The organism is Mesorhizobium sp. BR1-1-3, assembly GCF_020165455.1.
Classification (GTDB): domain Bacteria; phylum Pseudomonadota; class Alphaproteobacteria; order Rhizobiales; family Rhizobiaceae; genus Mesorhizobium; species Mesorhizobium ciceri.
Genome location: NZ_JAIUIC010000008.1, coordinates 91,078 through 110,323 on the forward strand (window position 1 = coordinate 91,078; position 19,246 = coordinate 110,323).

Below are 19,246 nucleotides of genomic sequence, written 5' to 3' on the forward strand. Positions count from 1 at the left end.
AGAGGGATTTACTCCGGCACACCCCCCTCCTCATTCAAACACGCAGCGCGGAAAGTAGAACGACACCACCCAGTTCGGCATGTCGACGATCTCGCTGATGCGGAGATCGCCGCAGACCGAGGCCAGCATATAGGCCTCGACTGGGTCGATGTGATAACGACCGGCGAGCAGGTCGACCATCTGCGCAACCGCTTCCCTGGCGCCGGTCATCAGGTCCGGACCGATGCCGGTCGTCACCTCATAGCCCTTGGCGTCGAGATGGCGCGTCACCGGGCCTGGCGTGGTGAAGCGCGGCGTCTTCAGCCTGGCATCCTTGACCAGGTCGAGCTTGAGCACGACGTCCATCGGACTTTCGATCGCCGTGCCGCAGACCTCGCCGTCACCTTGCGCGGCATGGGTGTCGCCAACCGAAAACAGCGCGCCCGCCACTTCCACCGGCAGATAGAGCGTGGTGCCGGCGGCGAGATCGCGGATGTCGAGATTGCCGCCGACGCGCCTTGGCGGCACCACCGAGTGGTGGCCCTTTTCCGCCAGCGCGTTGCCTATGGTGCCGGCGAAGGGTTTCAACGGCACACGCGCATTCTTGCCGAACAGCGCCGGCTCGAGCGAGGCAGCGTCGTATTTCCAGATGTTCAGCGCCGGCTCCTTGAAGTCGTCGGCGAGCAGCCCAAAGCCCGGAATGTTGGCCGTCCAGCCGAAGCCGGACGGCTTGAACATCTCGATCGTCACCTTCAGCGCGTCACCCGGCTCGGCGCCCTCGACGAAGATCGGCCCGGTCACCGGATTGACGGTGGCGAAGTCGAGCTTGGCGACGTCGGCGACCGTGCTGCCGGCCTGCAACTGGCCGCCGGAGGAATCGAGGCACTGGAACTCGATCGTCGAGCCGGGCGCCACCCGCTCGGCCGGGGCAAACGAATTGTCCCAGCCGAAATGATGTTGGCGCCCATGGATGGTGTAGTCGCAGTTATTGCACATCTTTTACGTACACATTGTCGTAGTTGATCGGGATATGAACCGGGTCGACATAGAGGTTGTCGGCGCCGCCCATGCGCGCCGATTTCATGGTGAAGCGCTGCTCGTTGAAGACCGGCGCCCAGGGCGCGTCTTCCATCACCTTGTCGTAGATGGCGCTCCACATCTTGTCGCGTTCGCCTGATTTAGCCGGGTCGACCACCGAGTCGGCCTCGGCCGCCTTGGCGTCGAGATCCTTGTTGCAATACCACGACCAGTTCCAGCCGCCGGGCACCGCACCGGCGCAGCCGAGGATCGGGCCGTAGAAGTTCGACGGATCCGGGAAGTCGGCGATCCAGGCCATGCCGCCGGACCAGATCATCGGTGCGCCGGCCTTGTCGCCGCCGGCGGCAATCACGTTTGCCTGCGCCAGCGACTGGATGCTGGCCTTGATGCCGATCGCCGCCAGATCCTGCTGGATCGCCTGGGCGATGCGCGGGTTGGGATCGGTGTTCATGGCAAACAGCTGTGTCTCGAAGCCGTCGGGGTGGCCAGCCTCTGCGAGCAGCGCCTTGGCCTTGGCGACGTCATAGGGATAGCCCTTGTATTCCTTGTCGTAGCCCGGCATCGACGGCGGCAGCGGCTGGTTGGCCGGCACGGCGCGGCCGTTGATGATCTGGATGACGCGCGCCTTGTTGATCGCCATGTTGACTGCCTGGCGCACCTTAACATTGTCGAACGGCGCCATGGTGGTGTTCATGGTGACATAGCCGGTGTGCAGCTGGCCGCCTTCGACGACGCGTGCCTTCTGCTCGGGATCGGCCATCACCTCCTGGAATTTTGCTGGCGGAATGCCGTCGCCGGGGACGTCGATCTCGCCTTTCTGCAGGCGCAGCAGCGCCACGATCGGCTCTTGGCCGATCTCGAAGGTGATCTTGTCCAGATGCGGCAGGCCCTTGTGCCAGTAGTCTGCATTGCGCTCGAAGACGATGCGCTGGCCGAGCGTCCACTCGGCGAGCTTGAAGGCGCCGGTGCCGACCGGATGCTTGCCGAAATCGGCGCCGTATTTCTCGACCTCTTCCTTCGGCACGACATGGGCGAAGTTGATGGCCATCACATGCAGGAAGGTGGCGTCGGGGCGGGTCAATTCGAACTTGATCGTGTAAGGGTCGACGACGGTGACGCCGGAGAGGCTCTCGGCCTTGCCGGCGGCGACATCGTCATAGCCCTTGATCGAGCCGAAGAAGCCGGCGCCGGGGCTCTGCGTCTTCGGATTGGTGACGCGGTCGAGCGAATATTTCACGTCGTCGGCCGTCATCTCGCGGCCATTGTGGAATTTCACGCCATGGCGCAGCTTGAAGGTGAAGGTCTTGCCGTCGGGCGAAATCTCGTAGCTTTCGGCGAGGTCGGGTTTCAAATTGGTGGTGCCCGGCTCGTAGTCCATCAACCCGTCGAACAGACTCTTGATCATCGACCAGTTCTGCCAGTCATAGCCGATCGCCGGATCGAGCGTGGCGACGTCGTCCTTGTAGGTGATGGTGATGGCGCCGCCCTGCTTGGCGTTCGGATCGACGGCGTCCTCGGCGCGAACGCTCGTCATGCCGAGCATCAGCGCCAGCGCCGATGCCGCTACCGTGGATGCGAGAAACCTTTTCATTTTTATGTTCCCTTTCTCTGTCTGGTTTTCATTTCATCTGAGCTTGATGCGGGGGTCGATGAAGGGCGCGATGATGTCGGCCAGCAGATTGCCCAGCACGATGGCGAAGGCCGACACCAGCGTCACACCCATGATGATCGGGATGTCGACGCGCTGGATGGCCTGCCAGGCGAGCTGGCCGATGCCGGGCCAGCCGAATACGCTTTCGACGACGACGATGCCGCCCATGAAGATGCCTATGTCGATGCCGATCATGGCGATCACCGGCAGGATGGCGTTGGGCAGCGCATGGCGGAACAGGATAGCTCGCCGCGCCAGGCCTTTGGCGCGGGCGGTGCGCACGTAATCCTGGCGCAGCACGTCGATCATCGACGAGCGCATCATGCGCGCGTACCAGCCGGCGCCGAGGATTCCCATGGTCAGTGACGGCAGCACCAGATGACGCCAGGTGCCGTAGCCGCCGATCGGGAACCAGCTGAGCCGCACGGCAAAGACGTAGAGCAGCAGCAGACCGACGACGAATTGCGGTGCCGAGACGCCGACGAAGGAGGCGACCATCAGCGTCTGGTCAGTGGCGGTGCCGCGCTTGACGGCGGCGATCAGGCCCATGCTCAGGCCGAGCAACAGCTCGCACAGGATGGCGCCGACCATCAGCAACAGGCTGGCCGGCAGCCGCGAGACGATCAGCTCGGTGACTTCGGAGCGCTGGATGTAGGAGCGGCCTAAATCGCCGCTGACGAGCTTCGTGAGATAGCGCCAGTACTGGACGATGAAGGGCTGGTCGAGGCCGAGCTGCTGGCGGATGTTCTCGACCGTCTGCGGCGTGGCGCTGCGGCCGGCGATCTGGCGCACCGGATCGGCCGGCAGGAGATAGAGCAGCGCGAAGGTGATTAGCGAGACGCCGAGCAGGATCAGCAGCGACTGGATGAGGCGGCGGCCGAGATAGGCGATCATGCCCGGCCCCTCTGCGTCGGATCGAGAATGTCGCGCAGCGCATCGCCGATCAGGTTGAAAGCCAGCGCCAGCGCCAGGATCGCGGCACCGGGGAAGAACACCAGCCAGGGTGCGGCCTGGAAATAGGTCTGGTTCTCGAAGATGATGTTGCCCCAGGACGCCGTGGGCGGCTGGACGCCGATGCCGAGGAAAGAGAGCGTCGCCTCGAGCAGCACGGTGGTCGAGATGCCGAGCGTGCCCCAGACGATGATGGTCGGTAAGAGATGCGGCAGGATGTGGCGAAACAGGATGCGCGGCGCGCTCGCGCCGATGGTGCGTTCGGCATCGATGAACTCACGCTCCGCCAGCGATGAGGTCTCGGTGTAGATGACGCGGGCGGTCTGCACCCAGTTGACCAAAGCGATGACCATGGCGACGATCCACAGGCTGGGCTCGAACACCGCGGCCAGGCAAATGGCGAGCAGCAGTGCCGGAAACGCCATCATCAAATCGGTGAAACGCATCAGCGCGCTGCCGATCCAGCCACGGAAATAGCCGGCGACAACACCGACCAGCGTGCCAATGAACAGCGCCACGCCATTGGCGACGATGCCGATGATCAGCGAGGTGCGGGCGCCGTAGAGGATGCGGGTCAGGAGGTCGCGGCCGAGCAAGTCGGTGCCCAGCCAGAATTTTGCATCCGGCGGCAAGGGCGAGCCCTCGATGGTCAGGCCGTCGAACATCTGCTCGTTGGGATCATAGCCAGTCAGCCATGGCGCCAGCACGGCGCCGGCAACGACGATGGCGACGATGACCAGCCCGAGCAGAGCCAGACGGCGCCTGACCAGCCGGCGCCAGACGCCGGCGCGCGGCTTGACCGGCATGCGCCCTGGCGCGGTGAGATCAGGCACGATGGGACTGGTCATCGCCGCCTTCTTCCCCTGTTGCTTCTTCACTTGTCATGGCCACGATCCGCCGCGCGGCATCCTCGACGCTGATCTGCCAGCTCATCGCCAGCGAGCGCAGTTGCGCATAGGCGCGGCCGTCATCGCTGCCTTTCGCGAGTGCCGTCACCGCGCGCACGATGGTCTGGCGCTCGGCAACGCGCTGGCGAAGCGAGGCGATCTCGCTGGCCAGGTGTTTTCGCGCCTCGAAACTCTGGCGCGCGATCAGCAGCGCGCTGTAGACGCCGGCATTGCCGACCGGCTTCAGCAGCTGCGCATCGGCCTTATGCGACAGCGCCCATTCGATGCGGCCCGGCGCCTCGGAACCGATCAGCGCCACCAGCGGCATCGGTGCCTCGCCCGGCTTCCACGGAAACTGCTCGTCAAAGCCGAGATCGGCGTCGAAGAAGACGAAATCGGCGGCCAGCGCCTCGGGCGGCAGTTCCGGCCAGCAATCCAGCGTGATCAGCCCGATGGCCGACAATTGCCTGGTGATCGCCTGCACCGTCGGATGCGGGCGATGCAGGATAAACGCCCTGGCGCCGCCGAGATTGGGGATGCGTGGGGCTCTGGTCACGACACCACCCTCAGGCGCGGGCGGCCGAATGTTTTTGCCGGGTCGTAGCGCGACAGATACGGATCCGGCGCGACTTCGTCTTCGCGGCTGACGACCTCGAAGAAGCCGTCCGCGATGCGCCCGATGATCACCGGCAGTGTCGCGTGCTGCGAGTGGGCGTCGATGGCGATCGGACCGAGCCGGGTGGAGAAGCGGCGTTCGGCGAAGGCTTTGGAGAATTCCGCCGGACCGGCGTCGGGATTGCTGGAGAGCACGTCGGCCATCACCTGCACCGAGGCATAGGCGGAGGCCTCGAAGGATGAGGCAAAGGCAGCCGGGCGCGGCGCGAAATACGGCCCGACCGACAGATGTCCCTTGCCGGATTCACCGATCGCCGGCAGCTCACCTTCGGTCAGGTTGCAGGAGATGACGGGGCAAGTCCCGGGACTGAAGGCGGCATCCTCGTGACCCAGGTCGCGATAGGCCGCGAGGAAGGCGTAGGACGAGGTGCCGATCAAGTTGTTGAGGATGAAGTTCGGCCGCGTGGCGCGGATCTCCGCGATCAGCCGCGACACGTCGGTCTCGCCGATGCGCAGGTAGCGTTCGCCCAGCACCTTGCCGCCGGCATCCGCGATCAGGTCGCGCGCGACGCGATTCATCTCCCAGCCCCAGATGTAGTTCGAGCCGAGCAGGAAGCCGTTGGCGCCGAAACGCGGCACGACATGCGCCATCAGCGGCACCAGATGCTGGTTGGGGCAGGCGTGCATGTAGACGACATGCTCATTGGCTTCGAAGCCCTCATAGGGGCAGGCGTACCAGAGCATGCCGCCGGCTTTCTCCAAGACCGGAATGGTTTCCTTGCGGCTCCAGGAGGTGACGCAGCCGATGACATGGCGTGCGCTGCTGGTCTTGAAGATATCTTCGCAAAGCGTTGCGTAGCGGTCCGCATTGCTTTGCGGATCGCGCTCCACCGGCACCAGTTCGATGCCTGAGCTGCGATCGGCGTTGATGTCGGCTATGGCACGCATGGCACCGATGCGGCACGCATCGGAGACGAGCTGATAGCTCCCCGAGCGGGAATACAGGATGCCGATCTCGATGCGCCGTTTCAAACAGGACCCAGAAATGACAATGCCTCGCAGCCTGCGCCGGAAGGGCGAGGCATACGAGGCATTTTTGCCGCCCGGCGATCAGAGCCGGTATTTTGCGCTAGCGTATTCGGTCCGGCGGGTCAGTCAAGCCCTCAACGACATTTGCATGACCTGCCATCGCCGTTTCGCTGCCGCCGGCTATTTGGCCGCCGGCCTCTGGCCGTGTTGGCGGGCATAGGTCACACAGGCGTCCACCGTGCTGACACAAAGCGCGTCGCGCCTGTTCGGCAAATTGTTGTCGCCGGCATAGGCAACTTCGGCGACGCGGCCATCGACCATGCGAATTTGCGTATCGCAATAGCCGCCGGGAGCGACATTGACGGAGCCGCCGACCGCCGGGATCGCGCCGACCGCCAACGTCGGAACCACAATGCTGAGATTGCCGCGCTGGACGATGCGCTTGTAGGTCCAGATCTGGCCCGATTGGCCGGCGTCGGCGGTGGCGGTCGGAAACCCGGCGCACATTCGAACATCGGCTTCGCTGAGGCCGACCATCTCCTTGCGGGCAGCCGCCGCCGTTGGATCAACCTTGGCGATACGCGACGTATCGTCGGGAACGACGCAGGAAGACTGGATGCCGACACAGAGAGCAGCGAGGCCAAGCTTTCGAATGCAGGAAAATATCATGCCGACTGTCAGATTTGCCCGATTGTCAGATTTTGCGTGGCGCCCGCCGCTCCTTTCTACCTAGGCAGACAGGCGAGCGGATCAACCCGTTCAGCTTCACGAAAAAGTGGCTGTGGCTGCATCATGGCCGGTCGGGAAGCCAACGCCCTGGCGGAAGCGGACTCGCGCCGGAACGGCGCGCCAAGGTCCGCATCCATGGTCACCCATCAATGACCCTGCAACTGTTTCCGCCGCCAGGACGCGGGCGCTTCGCCGACCCGCGCGCGAAAGAATCGTGAAAAATACGCCGGGTCGTCGAAGCCGATCTCGTAGGCGATGTCCTCGACCGAGCGTACGGTGAACAACAGCAGCCGCTTGGCCTCCAGCAGCCGTCGCTCACTGACGACGCGTTTGACGCCGCTGCCCAGCACCGCGCGGCTGGCCTTGTCGAGGAGATGCGGCGTCGTGGCCAGCGCCTCGACGTAGCGATCAACAGGCCAGTTGTCGCGGAAATGCGCATCGGCGAGCCGGCGCAGCCCCAACGCCAGTGAGGCATCAGAAGACGCCGTGGCATCCTTTGTCTCGGGACTGAGGCGCGCGATGTGGGAGAGCGCGACGGCGATCAGCGCCTGCAGGACCCTGTCTTTGCCGGCTTGCGCCTCGGCGTATTCGGCGGCGATCATCTCCAGCACCGCCGCCAATCTGGCCCACGCTGCGTGCTGCGGCATGCCGTCGGCAAAGACCGGCCGGTCCAGCGGCAGCAGGCTGTGAGCCGCGATGGCCGCAAGCGCGCCGTCGGCGACCGAGACGACGATGGCGTCGGTGCCGGGGCCGATCGAGAAGCCGTGCACGATAGTGCTCGGCACGAAACTCACGGCAGGCGCCGAAAAGTCCCAGGATCGGTCTTCGATGCGGTAGGTACCGGAGCCGCTGGTCCAGAAGGTGATCTGACCCATCTGCGGGTGCTTGTGCGCGGCGACCTCACCAAGATGGATATTGCCGCGCGCAAGCACCGTCTCGACATGCAGAAAACCGACATCGAGCGGCCGCACCGGCTCGCCATAGACGAAGAAGTCGGGGATGGATCTCTGGCTCATGACGCCGGAAAAAGTCCAATCGGTTTTGCCGTTCCGTCCATAACCGATCGATGCCCAGGGCGCTAGGGTTACGGCTTAAGAGGAGGACCATCATGCGATCAGAAGACTTCCGCACCGATAAGGCACGCCCATTCACCGGGGCCGAGTATCTGGAGAGCCTGCGCGATCGCCGCGAGGTCTATATCAACGGCGAACGCATTGCCGACGTCACCACGCATCCGGCGATGCGCAATTCGGCGCGGTCGCTGGCGCGCCTCTACGACGCCCTGCATGATCCAAAGCGGCGGGACGCGCTGACGTCACCAACCGACACCGGCTCGGGCGGCTACACCCACAAATATTTCCGCGTTGCCAAGTCTTCCGCCGAGCTTGTTGCCCAGCAGACGGCGATCGCGGAGTGGTCGCGCATGTCCTATGGCTGGATGGGCCGCACGCCCGACTACAAGGCGGCGCTGATGAACACGCTCGGCGCCAATGCCGACTGGTACGGGCCGTTCAAGGACAATGCCCTGTCCTGGCACAAACGCGCGCAGGAAGCCGCGTTGTTCATGAACCACGCCATCGTCAACCCGCCGATCGACCGCCACAAGCCGGCCGAACAGGTGAAGGATGTCTTCGTCCACATCAACAGGGAGACGGACGCCGGCATCTACGTGTCCGGCGCCAAGGTGGTGGCGACGTCCTCGGCGCTGACGCACTACAATTTCCTGGCGCAAGGGTCGGCGACGGTGACCGAGGATCCGTCGCTGTCGGTGATGTTCATCGTGCCGATGAATGCGCCGGGGATAAAGATGTTCTGCCGCGTCTCCTACGAGCAGACGGCCAACACGGTGGCGGCACCCTTCGACTATCCGCTGTCGTCGCGCTTCGACGAGAACGACGCGATCCTGGTGCTCGACAATGTCTTCATCCCCTGGGAGGACGTGCTGGTGCTGCGCGATGCGCAAAAAATCCTGTCCTTCCATCCGGCCTCCGGCTTCATGCATGGCTACTGCTTCCAGGGCTGCACGCGTTTCGCCGTCAAGCTCGACTTTCTCGCCGGCCTGCTGGCCAAGGCGCTGCGCGCCACGGGCGGCGATGCTTTCCGCGGCAACCAGGCGGCACTGGGCGAGGTCATTGCGCTCAGGCACATGTTCTGGAGCTTTTCCAACGCCATGGCCTACAACCCGATCCCATGGGCGAATGGCGCCGTCCTGCCCAACCTCGAAGCCGCCCTTGCCTACCGCACCTTCATGTCGGAAGCCTATCCGCGCCTCATCGACACCGTGCGCCGGGTGATCGCCTCGGGGCTGATCTACCTGCCGTCGTCGGTGCGCGACTTCAACAACCCCGAGATCGACAAATATCTGGCGCAATATGTGCGCGGCTCCAACGATATGGGCCACATCGAACGCATCAAGATCATGAAGCTGTTGTGGGATGCGACCGGCACCGAGTTCGGCGGCCGCCACGCGCTCTATGAGCTCAACTATGCCGGTGCGCCGGAAGAGGTACGGCTGCAGGTGCTGAAAGGCGCCGAGCGCGGCGGGCGGCTGAAGGCGATGGAAGAGCTGGTCGACACCTGCATGGCCGATTATGACGAGAATGGCTGGACCGGCGATACCTGGTTCAATCCGCTTGTCTCAACGGCCGAGTGAAATCACATGGCCACGCAGATTTCGAAAGCCGATTTCCGCGACGCCATGGCGAGGGTCTGCGCGCCGGTCAACATCGTCACCACAGACGGGCCGGCAGGACGCGGCGGCTTCACCGCCACCGCCATGTGCAGCGTCTCGGACGAGCCGCCGACGCTGCTCGTGTGCATGAACGGGCGCTCGACCCAGGCCGCCATGTTCCTGTCCAACCGGCGCTTCTGCGTCAACGTGCTGACGCATGACCACATGCATCTGGCGGGAAAGTTCGCCGGCGCGACCAGGGACATGGAGGCGCGCTACGCCTCGGCGCGCTGGCAGACGCTGACCTCCGGCACGCCGGCGCTGTCGGATGCGATCGTCAACTTCGATTGCGAGATCGAGACCGTGCATGTCGTCGGCACGCACAATGTCATGATCGGCCGCGTCATCGATGTCCGGCACGGCAGCGGCGGCTCGGCCCTGCTCTATGTCGACCGGAATTATACGCAGCCGACACGGTTGGGCAGCTTTGGCGGGTGAGCCTGGACGAAACGGCCAGGACCGACCGCTCAGCTCTCGCCGTCGATCAAGCTCTCCAAGAGGTCGAGGAGCTGCTCCAGCTTCTCATGCCCAAAACGCTGTTCGATGTCGTCATAGATGACGCGACGCTCGGGCGACAGGGCGTCGATCAGGGCGGAGCCGGCAGGCGCAATGGTCAGCACGACGCGGCGGCCGTCGCCTTCGGCCTTGTTGCGGGTGATGAATTTGCGTCCCTCGAGCGCCTTGATGATGCGCGTCAGGCTGGGCGGCAAAACCGAGGCGCGATCGGCAAGTTCCGTCGCCTCGACCGGGCCGGCTTCGCTGAGCACACGCAGCACGCGCCATTGCTGTTCGGTCACGTCATGCGCCGCAAGCATCGGCCGAAACCGCGCCATCACCGCTTCGCGGGCATGAAGCAGCGCCATCGGCAGGGAACGACGGGTATTTTCAGGCAGCAAAAAAGAGCCTCCCACGCTTGCGATCGAAACAGGCCTTCCCTCGGCCGAATCCGCCAGCCGGGGCCCGTTCCTGCCATCCCGTATCGTTGCGCCAAGGCCGATGCAAGACTTGACTTCGCGGATGCGGCATGTAATTAACGCGTTAACTACAACAAAGCAATAACCCAGGGAAACGAAGCGCCGTGCCTCACTTCTCCATCGAGTATTCGGCCAATCTCGATGCCAAGGTCGATATGGACGAATTGTGCGCGCTGGTGTTGCGCACAGTGCTGGACACCGGGCTGTTCGAGACCGGCGCCGTGCGGGTGCGGGCCTTTCGCGCCGAGGCCTACGCGATGGCCGACAGCCTGCCGGAAAACGCTTTTCTCGACATGTCGTTTCGCATCGGCACCGGCCGCAGCCCGGACGAGAAGAAGCGGACCGGCGAGGCTGTCTTCGCGGCGGTGAGCGAATACCTTGCCACCCTGTTCGAGACCCCGCATTTCGCCCTGTCGCTCGAAATCCGGGAAATCGACCCGGTGCTCAGCTGGAAGAAAAACGCAATCCACCCGCGGCTGCGCGGCAAGTGACGGAACCCGACATGTCCGACCTGCAAGGCAATCTGAAAAAGGCCGAGGCCTATCTGGCCCGCTTCAAGCGCGATGGCGTTTTGAACCAGATCGGCGGCGAGGCGGTGCCGGCCCTCGATGGCGCGACGTTCGAAACGCTGTCGCCGGTCGACCTCAAGCCGCTGGCAAGCGTCGCGCGCGGCGGGGCCGCCGACATCGACCGCGCCGCCAAGGCGGCGAAGGCGGCGTTCCCAGCCTGGGCAGCCATGCCTGGCGAGGCACGCAAGAAGCTGCTGCACAAAATCGCCGACGCAATCGAAGCGCGCGCCGAGGAGATCGCTTTTGTCGAATGCATGGATACCGGCCAGGCGCTGAAGTTCATGGCCAAGGCAGCGCTGCGCGGTGCCGAGAATTTCCGTTTCTTCGCCGACCGCGCGCCCGAAGCGCGCGACGGCGAGACGCTGCGTACGACAGGCCAGGTCAATATGACGACGCGCGTTCCGATCGGCCCGGTCGGCATCATCACGCCGTGGAACACACCGTTCATGCTGTCGACGTGGAAGATTGCGCCAGCGCTGGCGGCCGGCTGCACCGTGGTTCATAAGCCGGCTGAATTCTCGCCGCTGACCGCCCGCCTGCTGGTCGAGATCGCCGAGGAGGCCGGCCTGCCGAAAGGCGTATGGAACCTGGTCAACGGCCTTGGTGAAGACGCCGGCAAGGCGCTGACCGAGCATCCCGACATCAGGGCGATCGGTTTTGTCGGCGAAAGCCGCACCGGTTCGATGATCATGAAGCAAGGCGCCGGCACGCTGAAGCGCGTGCATTTCGAGCTTGGCGGCAAGAACCCTGTGATCGTCTTTGCCGACGCCGATCTCGAGCGCGCCGCCGACGCCGCCGTATTCATGATCTATTCGCTGAATGGCGAGCGCTGCACCTCGTCGTCGCGGCTTCTGGTCGAAGCCTCGATCTATGAAAGCTTCACCGCCAAAGTCGCGGAGAGGGCGAAGCGCATCGTCGTCGGCCACCCGCTCGATCCGAAAACGGTGGCCGGGCCGCTGATCCATCCGGTGCATGAAAAGAAGGTGCTGTCCTATATCGACATCGGCAGGTCGGAGGGGGCGACGCTGGCCGTCGGCGGCGGCAAGGTCGATGGACCGGGAGGCGGCTGTTATGTCGGCCCGACCCTGTTCACCAACGTGACCAACGGCATGCGCATCGCGCAGGAGGAGATTTTCGGGCCGGTGCTGAGCGCCATTGCGTTCAACGACGAGGCGGAAGCGCTGGCGCTGGCCAACGACACGCAATACGGCCTGACCGGCTATCTCTGGACCTCTGACGTCACCCGCGCCTTCCGTTTCACCGATGCGCTGGAGGCCGGCATGATCTGGGTTAACTCCGAGAACGTGCGGCATTTGCCGACCCCCTTCGGCGGCGTCAAGAATTCCGGCATCGGCCGCGACGGCGGCGACCATTCCTTCGACTTCTACATGGAGACGAAGAACGTCGCCTTCGCGACGACGGCGCACGCGATCCAGAAACTCGGCGGCTGACCGGAGGAAATCGGATGCCCTTGCCCAAACCCAATCTCTACCCCGCCTTCAACATCGTGCGCCTCAGCCATGTCGAGTTGGCTGTCACCGACCTCGCCAAATCCCGCGCCTTCTATGTCGACACGCTCGGCCTGCAGGTTACCGACGAGACATCAGGCGCCATCTACCTGCGCGCCATGGAGGAACGTGGCCATCACTGCATCGTGCTGCGCAAGGCGACGACGCCGGAAGCGCGCGACCTCGGCTTCAAGGTCCTTTCGGACGAGGACCTCGATAAGGCCGAGTATTTCTTCAAGGGCAAGGGCCTGCCGGTGGAATGGGTCGAGCGGCCCTACCAGTCGCGCACTTTTCGGACGCGCGACCCGCACGGGATTCCGCTGGAGTTCTATGCCCAGATGGAAAGGCTGCCGCCGATCCATCAGAAATATGCGCTCTACAAGGGCGTCAAGCCGCTACGCATCGACCACTTCAACTGCTTCTCGCCCAATGTCGACGAGTCCGTCGCCTTCTACAACGAGCTCGGTTTTCGCGTCACCGAATACACCGAGGATGCCGCAACCGGGAAGCTTTGGGCAGCTTGGACGCATCGCAAGGGCGGCGTCCACGACATCGCGTTCACCAACGGCATCGGCCCGCGCCTGCATCATGTCGCCTTCTGGGTGCCGACGCCGCTCAACATCATCGACCTGCTCGACCTGATGGCGACCACGGGCTATTTGCCGAACATCGAACGCGGCCCTGGTCGGCACGGCATCTCCAACGCCTTCTTCCTCTATGTCCGCGACCCGGACAACCACCGTATCGAGATCTACTGTTCGGACTACCAGACGGTCGATCCGGACCTGGAGCCGATCAAGTGGGACCTCAAGGACCCGCAGCGCCAGACGCTGTGGGGCGCACCGGCGCCGAAAAGCTGGTTCGAGGAGGGCAGTGCGTTTGCCGGGGCGGAGGCGCGCCAGCCGGATTTGGCGGCTTCGCCGATCATTGCGCCGTGAGTGGGATTTTGGAGATGTCAGCGTTCCGTGGCGCCCCCCTCTGTCCTGCCGGACATCTCCCCCTCAAGGGGGGAGATTGGCTAGGCCCATGGTCAGCGCCTCTGTTGCAGCGTTGGAAATTGGCGAAGGCAGAGATGACATCCGATCTCCCCCCTTGTGGGGGAGATGTCCGGCAGGACAGAGGGGGGCGCCGTAGAGCGCCATCCTCGCCCACCACCATTGCCGGAGCCGCAGCATGAAACACGCACGGCTCGCCACCTTCACCGTCGGCGGCAAGGCGCGCTATGGCGCGGTCACCAGCAAGGGTGTCATCAACCTGTCGGCGCGCCACGGCCAGTGGCCGACGCTGCGGGAAGCGATCGAGGCCGGCGCCTTGCGGCGGCTGGCGGAAGAGGCCGAGGCCTTCCCGATCGATTTCCCGCTCGACGCCATTGCCTACGAAATTCCGATCCCTTCGCCGGAAAAGATCATCTGCGTCGGCGTCAACTATCCGGACCGCAACGAGGAGTACAAGGACGGCCAGGCAGCACCCTCGAATCCGTCGCTGTTCGTCCGTTTTCCCCGCTCCTTCGTCGGCCATGGCGCGCCGCTGGTGCGGCCGCCGGAATCCCCGCAGCTCGATTATGAGGGCGAAATCGTCATCGTCATCGGCAAGGCGGGACGGCGCATTGCCGAGGCCAACGCGCTCAGCCATATTGCGGCATTGTCGCTGTGCAATGAAGGCACCATCCGCGACTGGGTGCGGCATGCCAAGTTCAACGTCACGCAAGGCAAGAATTTCGACCGCAGCGGCTCGATCGGCCCTTGGCTGGTGCCGTTCACCGACGCGGAGCAGATCGCCGACATCGCGCTGACCGCCCGCGTCAATGGCGAAATCCGCCAGCAGGACCGCACCAGCCGGATGATCTTCTCGTTTCGCAAGATTATCGCCTATGTCTCGACCTTCACCACGCTGGTGCCGGGCGACATCATCGTCACCGGCACGCCGACGGGCGCCGGCGCCCGCTTCGAGCCGCCGATCTGGCTGAAGCCGGGCGACGTCATCGAGGTCGAGGCAGACGGCATCGGCGTGCTGCGCAACAGCGTCGTCGACGAGGAAGCAGCATGACCCCGGAGCAAGTGGAAGACGCCGCGGCACGGCTGTTCGAGGCCGAGCGTTCACGCCGCCAGATCCGGCTGCTCAGCCTCGATTTTCCCGAGGCGACGATGGAGGATGCCTATCGCGTGCAGGCAGCGCTGGTGACGCGCAAGATCGATGCCGGGCTGAAGCCGAAGGGCTGGAAGATCGGCCTCACCTCCAAGGCGATGCAATATGCGCTCGCCATCGACACGCCGGATTCGGGCGTGCTGTTCGACGACATGTTCTTCAATGACGGCGCGTCGGTTCCGGCCGGCCGCTTTATCCAGCCGCGCGTCGAGGCCGAGATCGCCTTCGTCATGAAGGCGCCGCTGAAAGGCCCCGGCGTGACGATCTTCGACGTGTTCAACGCCACCGACTACATCACGCCGGCGCTCGAAATCCTCGATACGCGCATCGAGCGCGTCAATGCGGAGACGAAGAAGGCGCGTACCTTCTTCGACACCATTTCAGACAATGCCGCCAATGCCGGCATCGTCATCGGCGGCCGGCCGCAGCGGCCTGATGAAGCCGACATGCGCTGGATCGGCGCCATCGTCTCGCGCAATGCCGAGGTCGAGGAGACCGGGCTTGGCGCCGGCGTGCTCAACCATCCGGCGATGGGCATTGCCTGGCTGGCCGACAGGCTCGCCCGCTACGGCATGTCGATCGCTGCCGGCGAGGTCGTTCTCTCCGGGTCGTTCGTGCGTCCGGTCGAGGCGCGACCCGGCGACACGATCGTCGCCGATTTCGGCAGTTCGGGCACGGTCAGCATCCATTTCGCGAAGGGCTGACGGTTCCGCCAGTTCTTATCAATCGGCCCTATTCGCCATGCAGATAGGCAATCACCACATCGGCTGCGATGGCCGACATGCGCAGGCCGACCTCCCTGGTGATGTCGCCTTCGACGCGGCTCTGCACCCAGCCGAGGAAGGCGAAGGCCCGCAAGGCAGAAAACAGCGGCAGCGCGGCGATGTCGCGCGCCGTCAGTTCGCGCTCCTGCCGATAGCCCTTGAGCAAAGCGGCCTCGATCAGCGGATAGATCGCCTCATCGCGGTTCTGGTAAAGCGCGACGGCAAGGTCGTACATGTGCCAGCCATGGCCGCAATCGTCGAAGTCGATGATGCGGATCGCACCATCATGGACGAGCACATTCTCGCGCACCAGGTCGGCGTGGATGATGCCGAAATTGCGGGCACTGCGTTCATACGTCAATAGCGCGCGCACGGCCTTTTCGCGCGCCCGCAAAACCAGTTCGCGGCGAGGACCGTCGAGGAAGGGCGAGGTCTCGAAACGCCCCCAATTCGGGTTCGCGCCGAAGAAGCCGTCGAAATCCCAGGCATGGCGGGCAAAGCCGGACGGACGCGTCCAGGCTGCTGTGACATTGTGCATGTGGGCGATGGTTCGCCCGATCTCGGTAAAGATCTGTCTTGCCTGCTCGGGCGTAAAATCCAGCGGCACGCCTCGCGCGCCGACGGCGCGGCCTTCCAGCCAGCTCAGGCAATCGACTTGCCGGGGTTGCATTGAGGCGTTCGCGCTGACAAGCACGAACAGATCGCCAGCCGGCGTGGCGACCGCAGATGGCGTGGCGATGCCGGCCGATTGCAGAAAACCCATCCATTGCAGTTCCGAGCGCAGGGCGGCGTCCGTGTGATAGCCAAGCCGGTGAATGCGCATGGCGGCCGGCTGGCCATCGGGTAGACGGATCCGGAAGACCGCGTTCTCGCGGAATTTCAGCAGCTCCGGCTCACCCTCATCAATGCCCCAATGGGCGAGCGCGCGCCTGGCCAGCGCCGTGACATCGGCTGCCGTCTCGGGTTCGGATTGCGCGGAGACTGCGCTCACGCCTTCACTCCGCCGACTTCGCCAAGCACTTCGTCGAGGACGCCGATCAGGAAGTCGGCATTGTCGCGGGAGAACGGCATTGGCGGGCGGATCTTCAACACATTGCCGTGGATGCCGGTCTTGCCCATCAGCACGCCGCGCTGGCGCATCCGGTTGGCGACCTGCTCGGCAATGTCGGGCGCCGGTTCGCGCGTCTTGCGGTCGTGAACCAGTTCGGCGCCGAAGAACAGGCCAGCGCCCCTGACCTCGCCGATACATTCATGGCGATCGGCGAGCGGGCGCAGCAGGTTGAGTGCATAGGCGCCGACGTCACGCGCGTTGGCAACGAGATCTTCCTGCTCGATGACGTCGAGAACGGCATTGGCCACCGCGCAGGAAACCGGATTGCCGCCGAAGGTGTTGAAATAACGGAAGGCGTTGCGGAAGGTCGCCAATATCTCCCTTGATGTGACCACGGCGGCGATTGGATGGCCGTTGCCCATCGGCTTGCCCATGGTGACGATGTCGGGAACGAAGCCTGCGCGCTGGTGGCCCCAGAAATGACTGCCGGTGCGGCCGAAACCAGGCTGCACCTCGTCGGCGATGACCAGTCCGCCGGCGTCACGCACCGCGCGCATCGCGTCGTCGAAAAAGCCGGATGGGAGCGTCGGAAAGCCTTCATTGGCGAGCAGCGGACAAAGGATGATGCCGGACAGGCCGATACCGTCCTTTGCCAGCGCGGCGATGGCTTCGCGCACCGCGTCGCCAAAGGCTTTGCCGTTGGCCATCGCATCCGGATGGCGATAGCTGTCAGGCGCCGGCACCAGCCTGACATTGCGGGCGCGGCCGCCGACCGGCGGCATGCGGGTGCTGAGCTGCGAAACCGCCGCGGTGTTGCCATGATAGGTGGCGTCGGTGGCGATGATACCCATGCGGCCGGTGGCGGCCTGCGCCATGCGCAGCGCGATGTCGTTGGCTTCGCTGCCGGTGCAGGTCAGGATGGCGGTCGACAGGCTGGCATCGAAGGTCGCCGTCAGCCGCTCGACATAGTCGAGAATGGCGGTGTGCAGATAGCGCGTGTGGGTGTTGAGCAAGCTTGCCTGCCGGCACAAGGCTTCGACCACATGGGGGTGGCAGTGGCCGACATGGGCGACGTTGTTGTACGCATCTAGATATTTGCGCCCATCGGCATCGTAAAGCCAGACGCCCTCGCCGCGCACCAGATGCACTGGTTCGTCATAGAACAATTGCGATTTCGCGCCGAGCAGGCGCGAACGCCGGCTAACCAGCGCTTCCTCAGCCATTTTTTCCTGCGATTGAGCCATGTATACCAACTCCGATGTAGCGGCCGACCCGTCAGACCTTCGACAGGCCTGCATCCAAAGCTTCCCCGATCTTCGTCACATCGGCGGTGCTGATGATGAGCGGCGGCGACAAGATGACGGTGTTGCCGGAGACGCGCAGCATGACGCCGGCCTCATAGGCCGCCTCCGAAACCAATGCCATGGTCTTCTTGTCGGCGGGCTTTTTCGTCGCGCTGTCCGAGACCAGCTCCAGCGCCGCCATCAGGCCCTTGTACCGGACATCGCCGACGATCGCATGCTTCGCCTTCAGCCCCTCCAGCACGGCTGCGAGTTCGACACCACGCGCGGCCGCGTTCTCGTTCAGGCGCAGCCGTTTGGTCTCGGCAAGCGCCGCCAGACCCGCGGCGCAGCCGACAGGATGGCCGGAATAGGTATAGCCATGGCCGATGGCGCCGAAGCTGGTCTTGTCGGCCTCGAAGACATCGGCGACCTTGGCGCCGATCAAAGTGGCGCCGAGCGGGAAATAACCCGAAGTGATCGCCTTGGCGATGGTCATGAAATCCGGCTTCACACCGGACAGACGCGAACCCGACCATGCGCCGGTGCGGCCGAAGCCCGTCACCACTTCGTCGGCGATCAGCAGGATCTCGTGGCGGTCGCAGATTTCGCGCACCAGCGGCATGAAGCTCTCATGCGGAACGATGACGCCGCCGGCGCCGAGAACCGGCTCCATAATGAACGCGGCGATGGTATCGCCGCCCTGGAAGGCGATCTCGTCCTCCAGCGCCCTAGCGCAGAGTTTTGCCAGCCGCACTGGGTCGGTCTCGTCGAACGGATTGCGGAAGGTCCAGGGCGCGGGAATGTGGAAGACGCCCGGCAGCAGCGGCTCGTAGTTGCGGCGGAAATTGGCGTTGCCGTTGACCGACGCGCCACCGAAATGCGTGCCGTGGTAGCCTTTCTTCAGCGCCAGGAACTTGGTCCGGTCGGCCTGGCCGCGGATCTTCCAGTACTGCCGCGCCAGCCGAAGTGCCGTTTCGACCGAATCCGAGCCGCCCGAAGTGAAAAACGTCCGCACCATGCCTTCTGGCTCGAACCATTCGCAGAGTTCGTAGGCGAGCTCGATCGACGGGCCGGTCGAGGTGCCGCGAAAGCCGGAATAATAGGGCAGCGCGCCAAGCTGGTCGGCGATCGCTTTCTTGATCGGTTCGCAGCTGTAGCCGAGATTGACGTTCCACAGGCCGCCGACGGCGTCGAGCACGGTGTTGCCGGCGATGTCGGTGACCATCACACCCTCGCCTTTCATGATCACCTTTGGCGGGTTGGCCCGCATCTCGGCCGGATGCGCCATCGGATGCCAGATCGGCTTGGCGTTGGTTTCGGTGAGAAAATTGATGTCGCGCAT

General features: G+C 64.3%; 19 protein-coding genes. 7 read left to right on the forward strand and 12 right to left on the reverse strand.

The annotated features are described in order from the left end of the window. Positions 1-30: 30 nt before the first annotated feature. From LB559_RS19065 to LB559_RS19100, 8 genes are all read right to left on the reverse strand, one after another. Positions 31-975 (reverse strand): acetamidase/formamidase family protein, encoded by a 945-nt coding sequence (locus tag LB559_RS19065; RefSeq protein ID WP_024502120.1) that lies wholly within the window; start codon positions 973-975, stop codon positions 31-33. Further along, the gene (locus tag LB559_RS19070; protein WP_063170924.1) at positions 965-2,608 is read right to left on the reverse strand and encodes an ABC transporter substrate-binding protein; all 1,644 of its coding nucleotides are present in this window, start codon (positions 2,606-2,608) and stop codon (positions 965-967) included. Before LB559_RS19070 ends, LB559_RS19065 begins: the two co-directional genes overlap by 11 nt. A gap of 33 nt (positions 2,609-2,641) precedes the next feature. Next, positions 2,642-3,562, reverse strand: coding sequence for an ABC transporter permease (locus LB559_RS19075; protein WP_063170923.1), 921 nt, complete (start codon positions 3,560-3,562; stop codon positions 2,642-2,644). Beyond that, entirely contained in the window at positions 3,559-4,425 is an 867-nt protein-coding gene (locus LB559_RS19080) for an ABC transporter permease (protein WP_128278528.1), read from the reverse strand. The genes LB559_RS19075 and LB559_RS19080 overlap by 4 nt, the downstream gene beginning before the upstream one ends. 19 nt (positions 4,426-4,444) lie before the next feature. Beyond that, positions 4,445-5,062, reverse strand: coding sequence for an ANTAR domain-containing response regulator (locus tag LB559_RS19085; protein ID WP_024502123.1), 618 nt, complete (start codon positions 5,060-5,062; stop codon positions 4,445-4,447). After that, entirely contained in the window at positions 5,059-6,153 is a 1,095-nt protein-coding gene (locus tag LB559_RS19090; RefSeq protein ID WP_013528537.1) for a transporter substrate-binding protein, read from the reverse strand. The genes LB559_RS19085 and LB559_RS19090 overlap by 4 nt, the downstream gene beginning before the upstream one ends. Before the next feature lie 177 nt (positions 6,154-6,330). Continuing rightward, positions 6,331-6,819: a hypothetical protein gene (locus LB559_RS19095; RefSeq protein ID WP_224620786.1), complete on the reverse strand. Its 489-nt coding sequence runs from the start codon at positions 6,817-6,819 to the stop codon at positions 6,331-6,333. Between the two features lie 206 nt (positions 6,820-7,025). Then, complete coding sequence (locus LB559_RS19100; RefSeq protein ID WP_224674725.1) at positions 7,026-7,895, reverse strand: helix-turn-helix domain-containing protein; 870 nt, start codon at positions 7,893-7,895, stop codon at positions 7,026-7,028. Positions 7,896-7,987: 92 nt separating this feature from the next. On the opposite strand from LB559_RS19100, the gene LB559_RS19105 reads away from it, so the two are divergent. Further along, positions 7,988-9,532, forward strand: coding sequence for a 4-hydroxyphenylacetate 3-hydroxylase N-terminal domain-containing protein (locus LB559_RS19105; protein ID WP_224674726.1), 1,545 nt, complete (start codon positions 7,988-7,990; stop codon positions 9,530-9,532). Positions 9,533-9,538: 6 nt separating this feature from the next. After that, entirely contained in the window at positions 9,539-10,048 is a 510-nt protein-coding gene (locus LB559_RS19110) for a flavin reductase (RefSeq protein ID WP_013528541.1), read from the forward strand. Positions 10,049-10,077: 29 nt separating this feature from the next. Here the strand turns inward: LB559_RS19110 and hpaR are convergent, their stop codons facing one another. Beyond that, positions 10,078-10,473, reverse strand: coding sequence for a homoprotocatechuate degradation operon regulator HpaR (gene hpaR / locus LB559_RS19115; protein WP_224620863.1), 396 nt, complete (start codon positions 10,471-10,473; stop codon positions 10,078-10,080). 215 nt (positions 10,474-10,688) lie between these two features. Here hpaR and LB559_RS19120 point away from each other — a divergent pair, with 215 nt between their 5' ends. The 5 genes from LB559_RS19120 (at position 10,689) to hpaH (ending at position 15,510) form a co-directional block, all read left to right on the forward strand. Next, the gene (locus LB559_RS19120) at positions 10,689-11,075 is read left to right on the forward strand and encodes a 5-carboxymethyl-2-hydroxymuconate Delta-isomerase (RefSeq protein ID WP_013528543.1); all 387 of its coding nucleotides are present in this window, start codon (positions 10,689-10,691) and stop codon (positions 11,073-11,075) included. An 11-nt stretch (positions 11,076-11,086) separates the two neighbouring features. Continuing rightward, positions 11,087-12,604, forward strand: coding sequence for a 5-carboxymethyl-2-hydroxymuconate semialdehyde dehydrogenase (gene hpaE, locus LB559_RS19125; protein WP_063170418.1), 1,518 nt, complete (start codon positions 11,087-11,089; stop codon positions 12,602-12,604). Between the two features lie 14 nt (positions 12,605-12,618). Further along, complete coding sequence (hpaD, locus tag LB559_RS19130) at positions 12,619-13,599, forward strand: 3,4-dihydroxyphenylacetate 2,3-dioxygenase (RefSeq protein ID WP_224674727.1); 981 nt, start codon at positions 12,619-12,621, stop codon at positions 13,597-13,599. A gap of 235 nt (positions 13,600-13,834) precedes the next feature. Next, positions 13,835-14,707, forward strand: a complete 873-nt coding sequence (locus LB559_RS19135) for a fumarylacetoacetate hydrolase family protein (protein WP_063169699.1) — start codon at positions 13,835-13,837, stop codon at positions 14,705-14,707. Then, positions 14,704-15,510: a 2-oxo-hept-4-ene-1,7-dioate hydratase gene (gene hpaH / locus LB559_RS19140; protein ID WP_224620780.1), complete on the forward strand. Its 807-nt coding sequence runs from the start codon at positions 14,704-14,706 to the stop codon at positions 15,508-15,510. The genes LB559_RS19135 and hpaH overlap by 4 nt, the downstream gene beginning before the upstream one ends. Positions 15,511-15,538: 28 nt before the next feature. Here the strand turns inward: hpaH and LB559_RS19145 are convergent, their stop codons facing one another. From LB559_RS19145 to LB559_RS19155, 3 genes are read right to left on the reverse strand one after another with little or no spacing between them, the layout of a single operon-like run. After that, on the reverse strand, positions 15,539-16,561 hold the full coding sequence (locus LB559_RS19145; RefSeq protein WP_224674728.1) for a phosphotransferase enzyme family protein: 1,023 nt from the start codon (positions 16,559-16,561) through the stop codon (positions 15,539-15,541). Next, positions 16,558-17,844 (reverse strand): aminotransferase class III-fold pyridoxal phosphate-dependent enzyme, encoded by a 1,287-nt coding sequence (locus LB559_RS19150; RefSeq protein ID WP_224674729.1) that lies wholly within the window; start codon positions 17,842-17,844, stop codon positions 16,558-16,560. The genes LB559_RS19145 and LB559_RS19150 overlap by 4 nt, the downstream gene beginning before the upstream one ends. Positions 17,845-17,896: 52 nt before the next feature. Continuing rightward, positions 17,897-19,246, reverse strand: coding sequence for an aminotransferase class III-fold pyridoxal phosphate-dependent enzyme (locus LB559_RS19155; protein ID WP_224674730.1), 1,350 nt, complete (start codon positions 19,244-19,246; stop codon positions 17,897-17,899).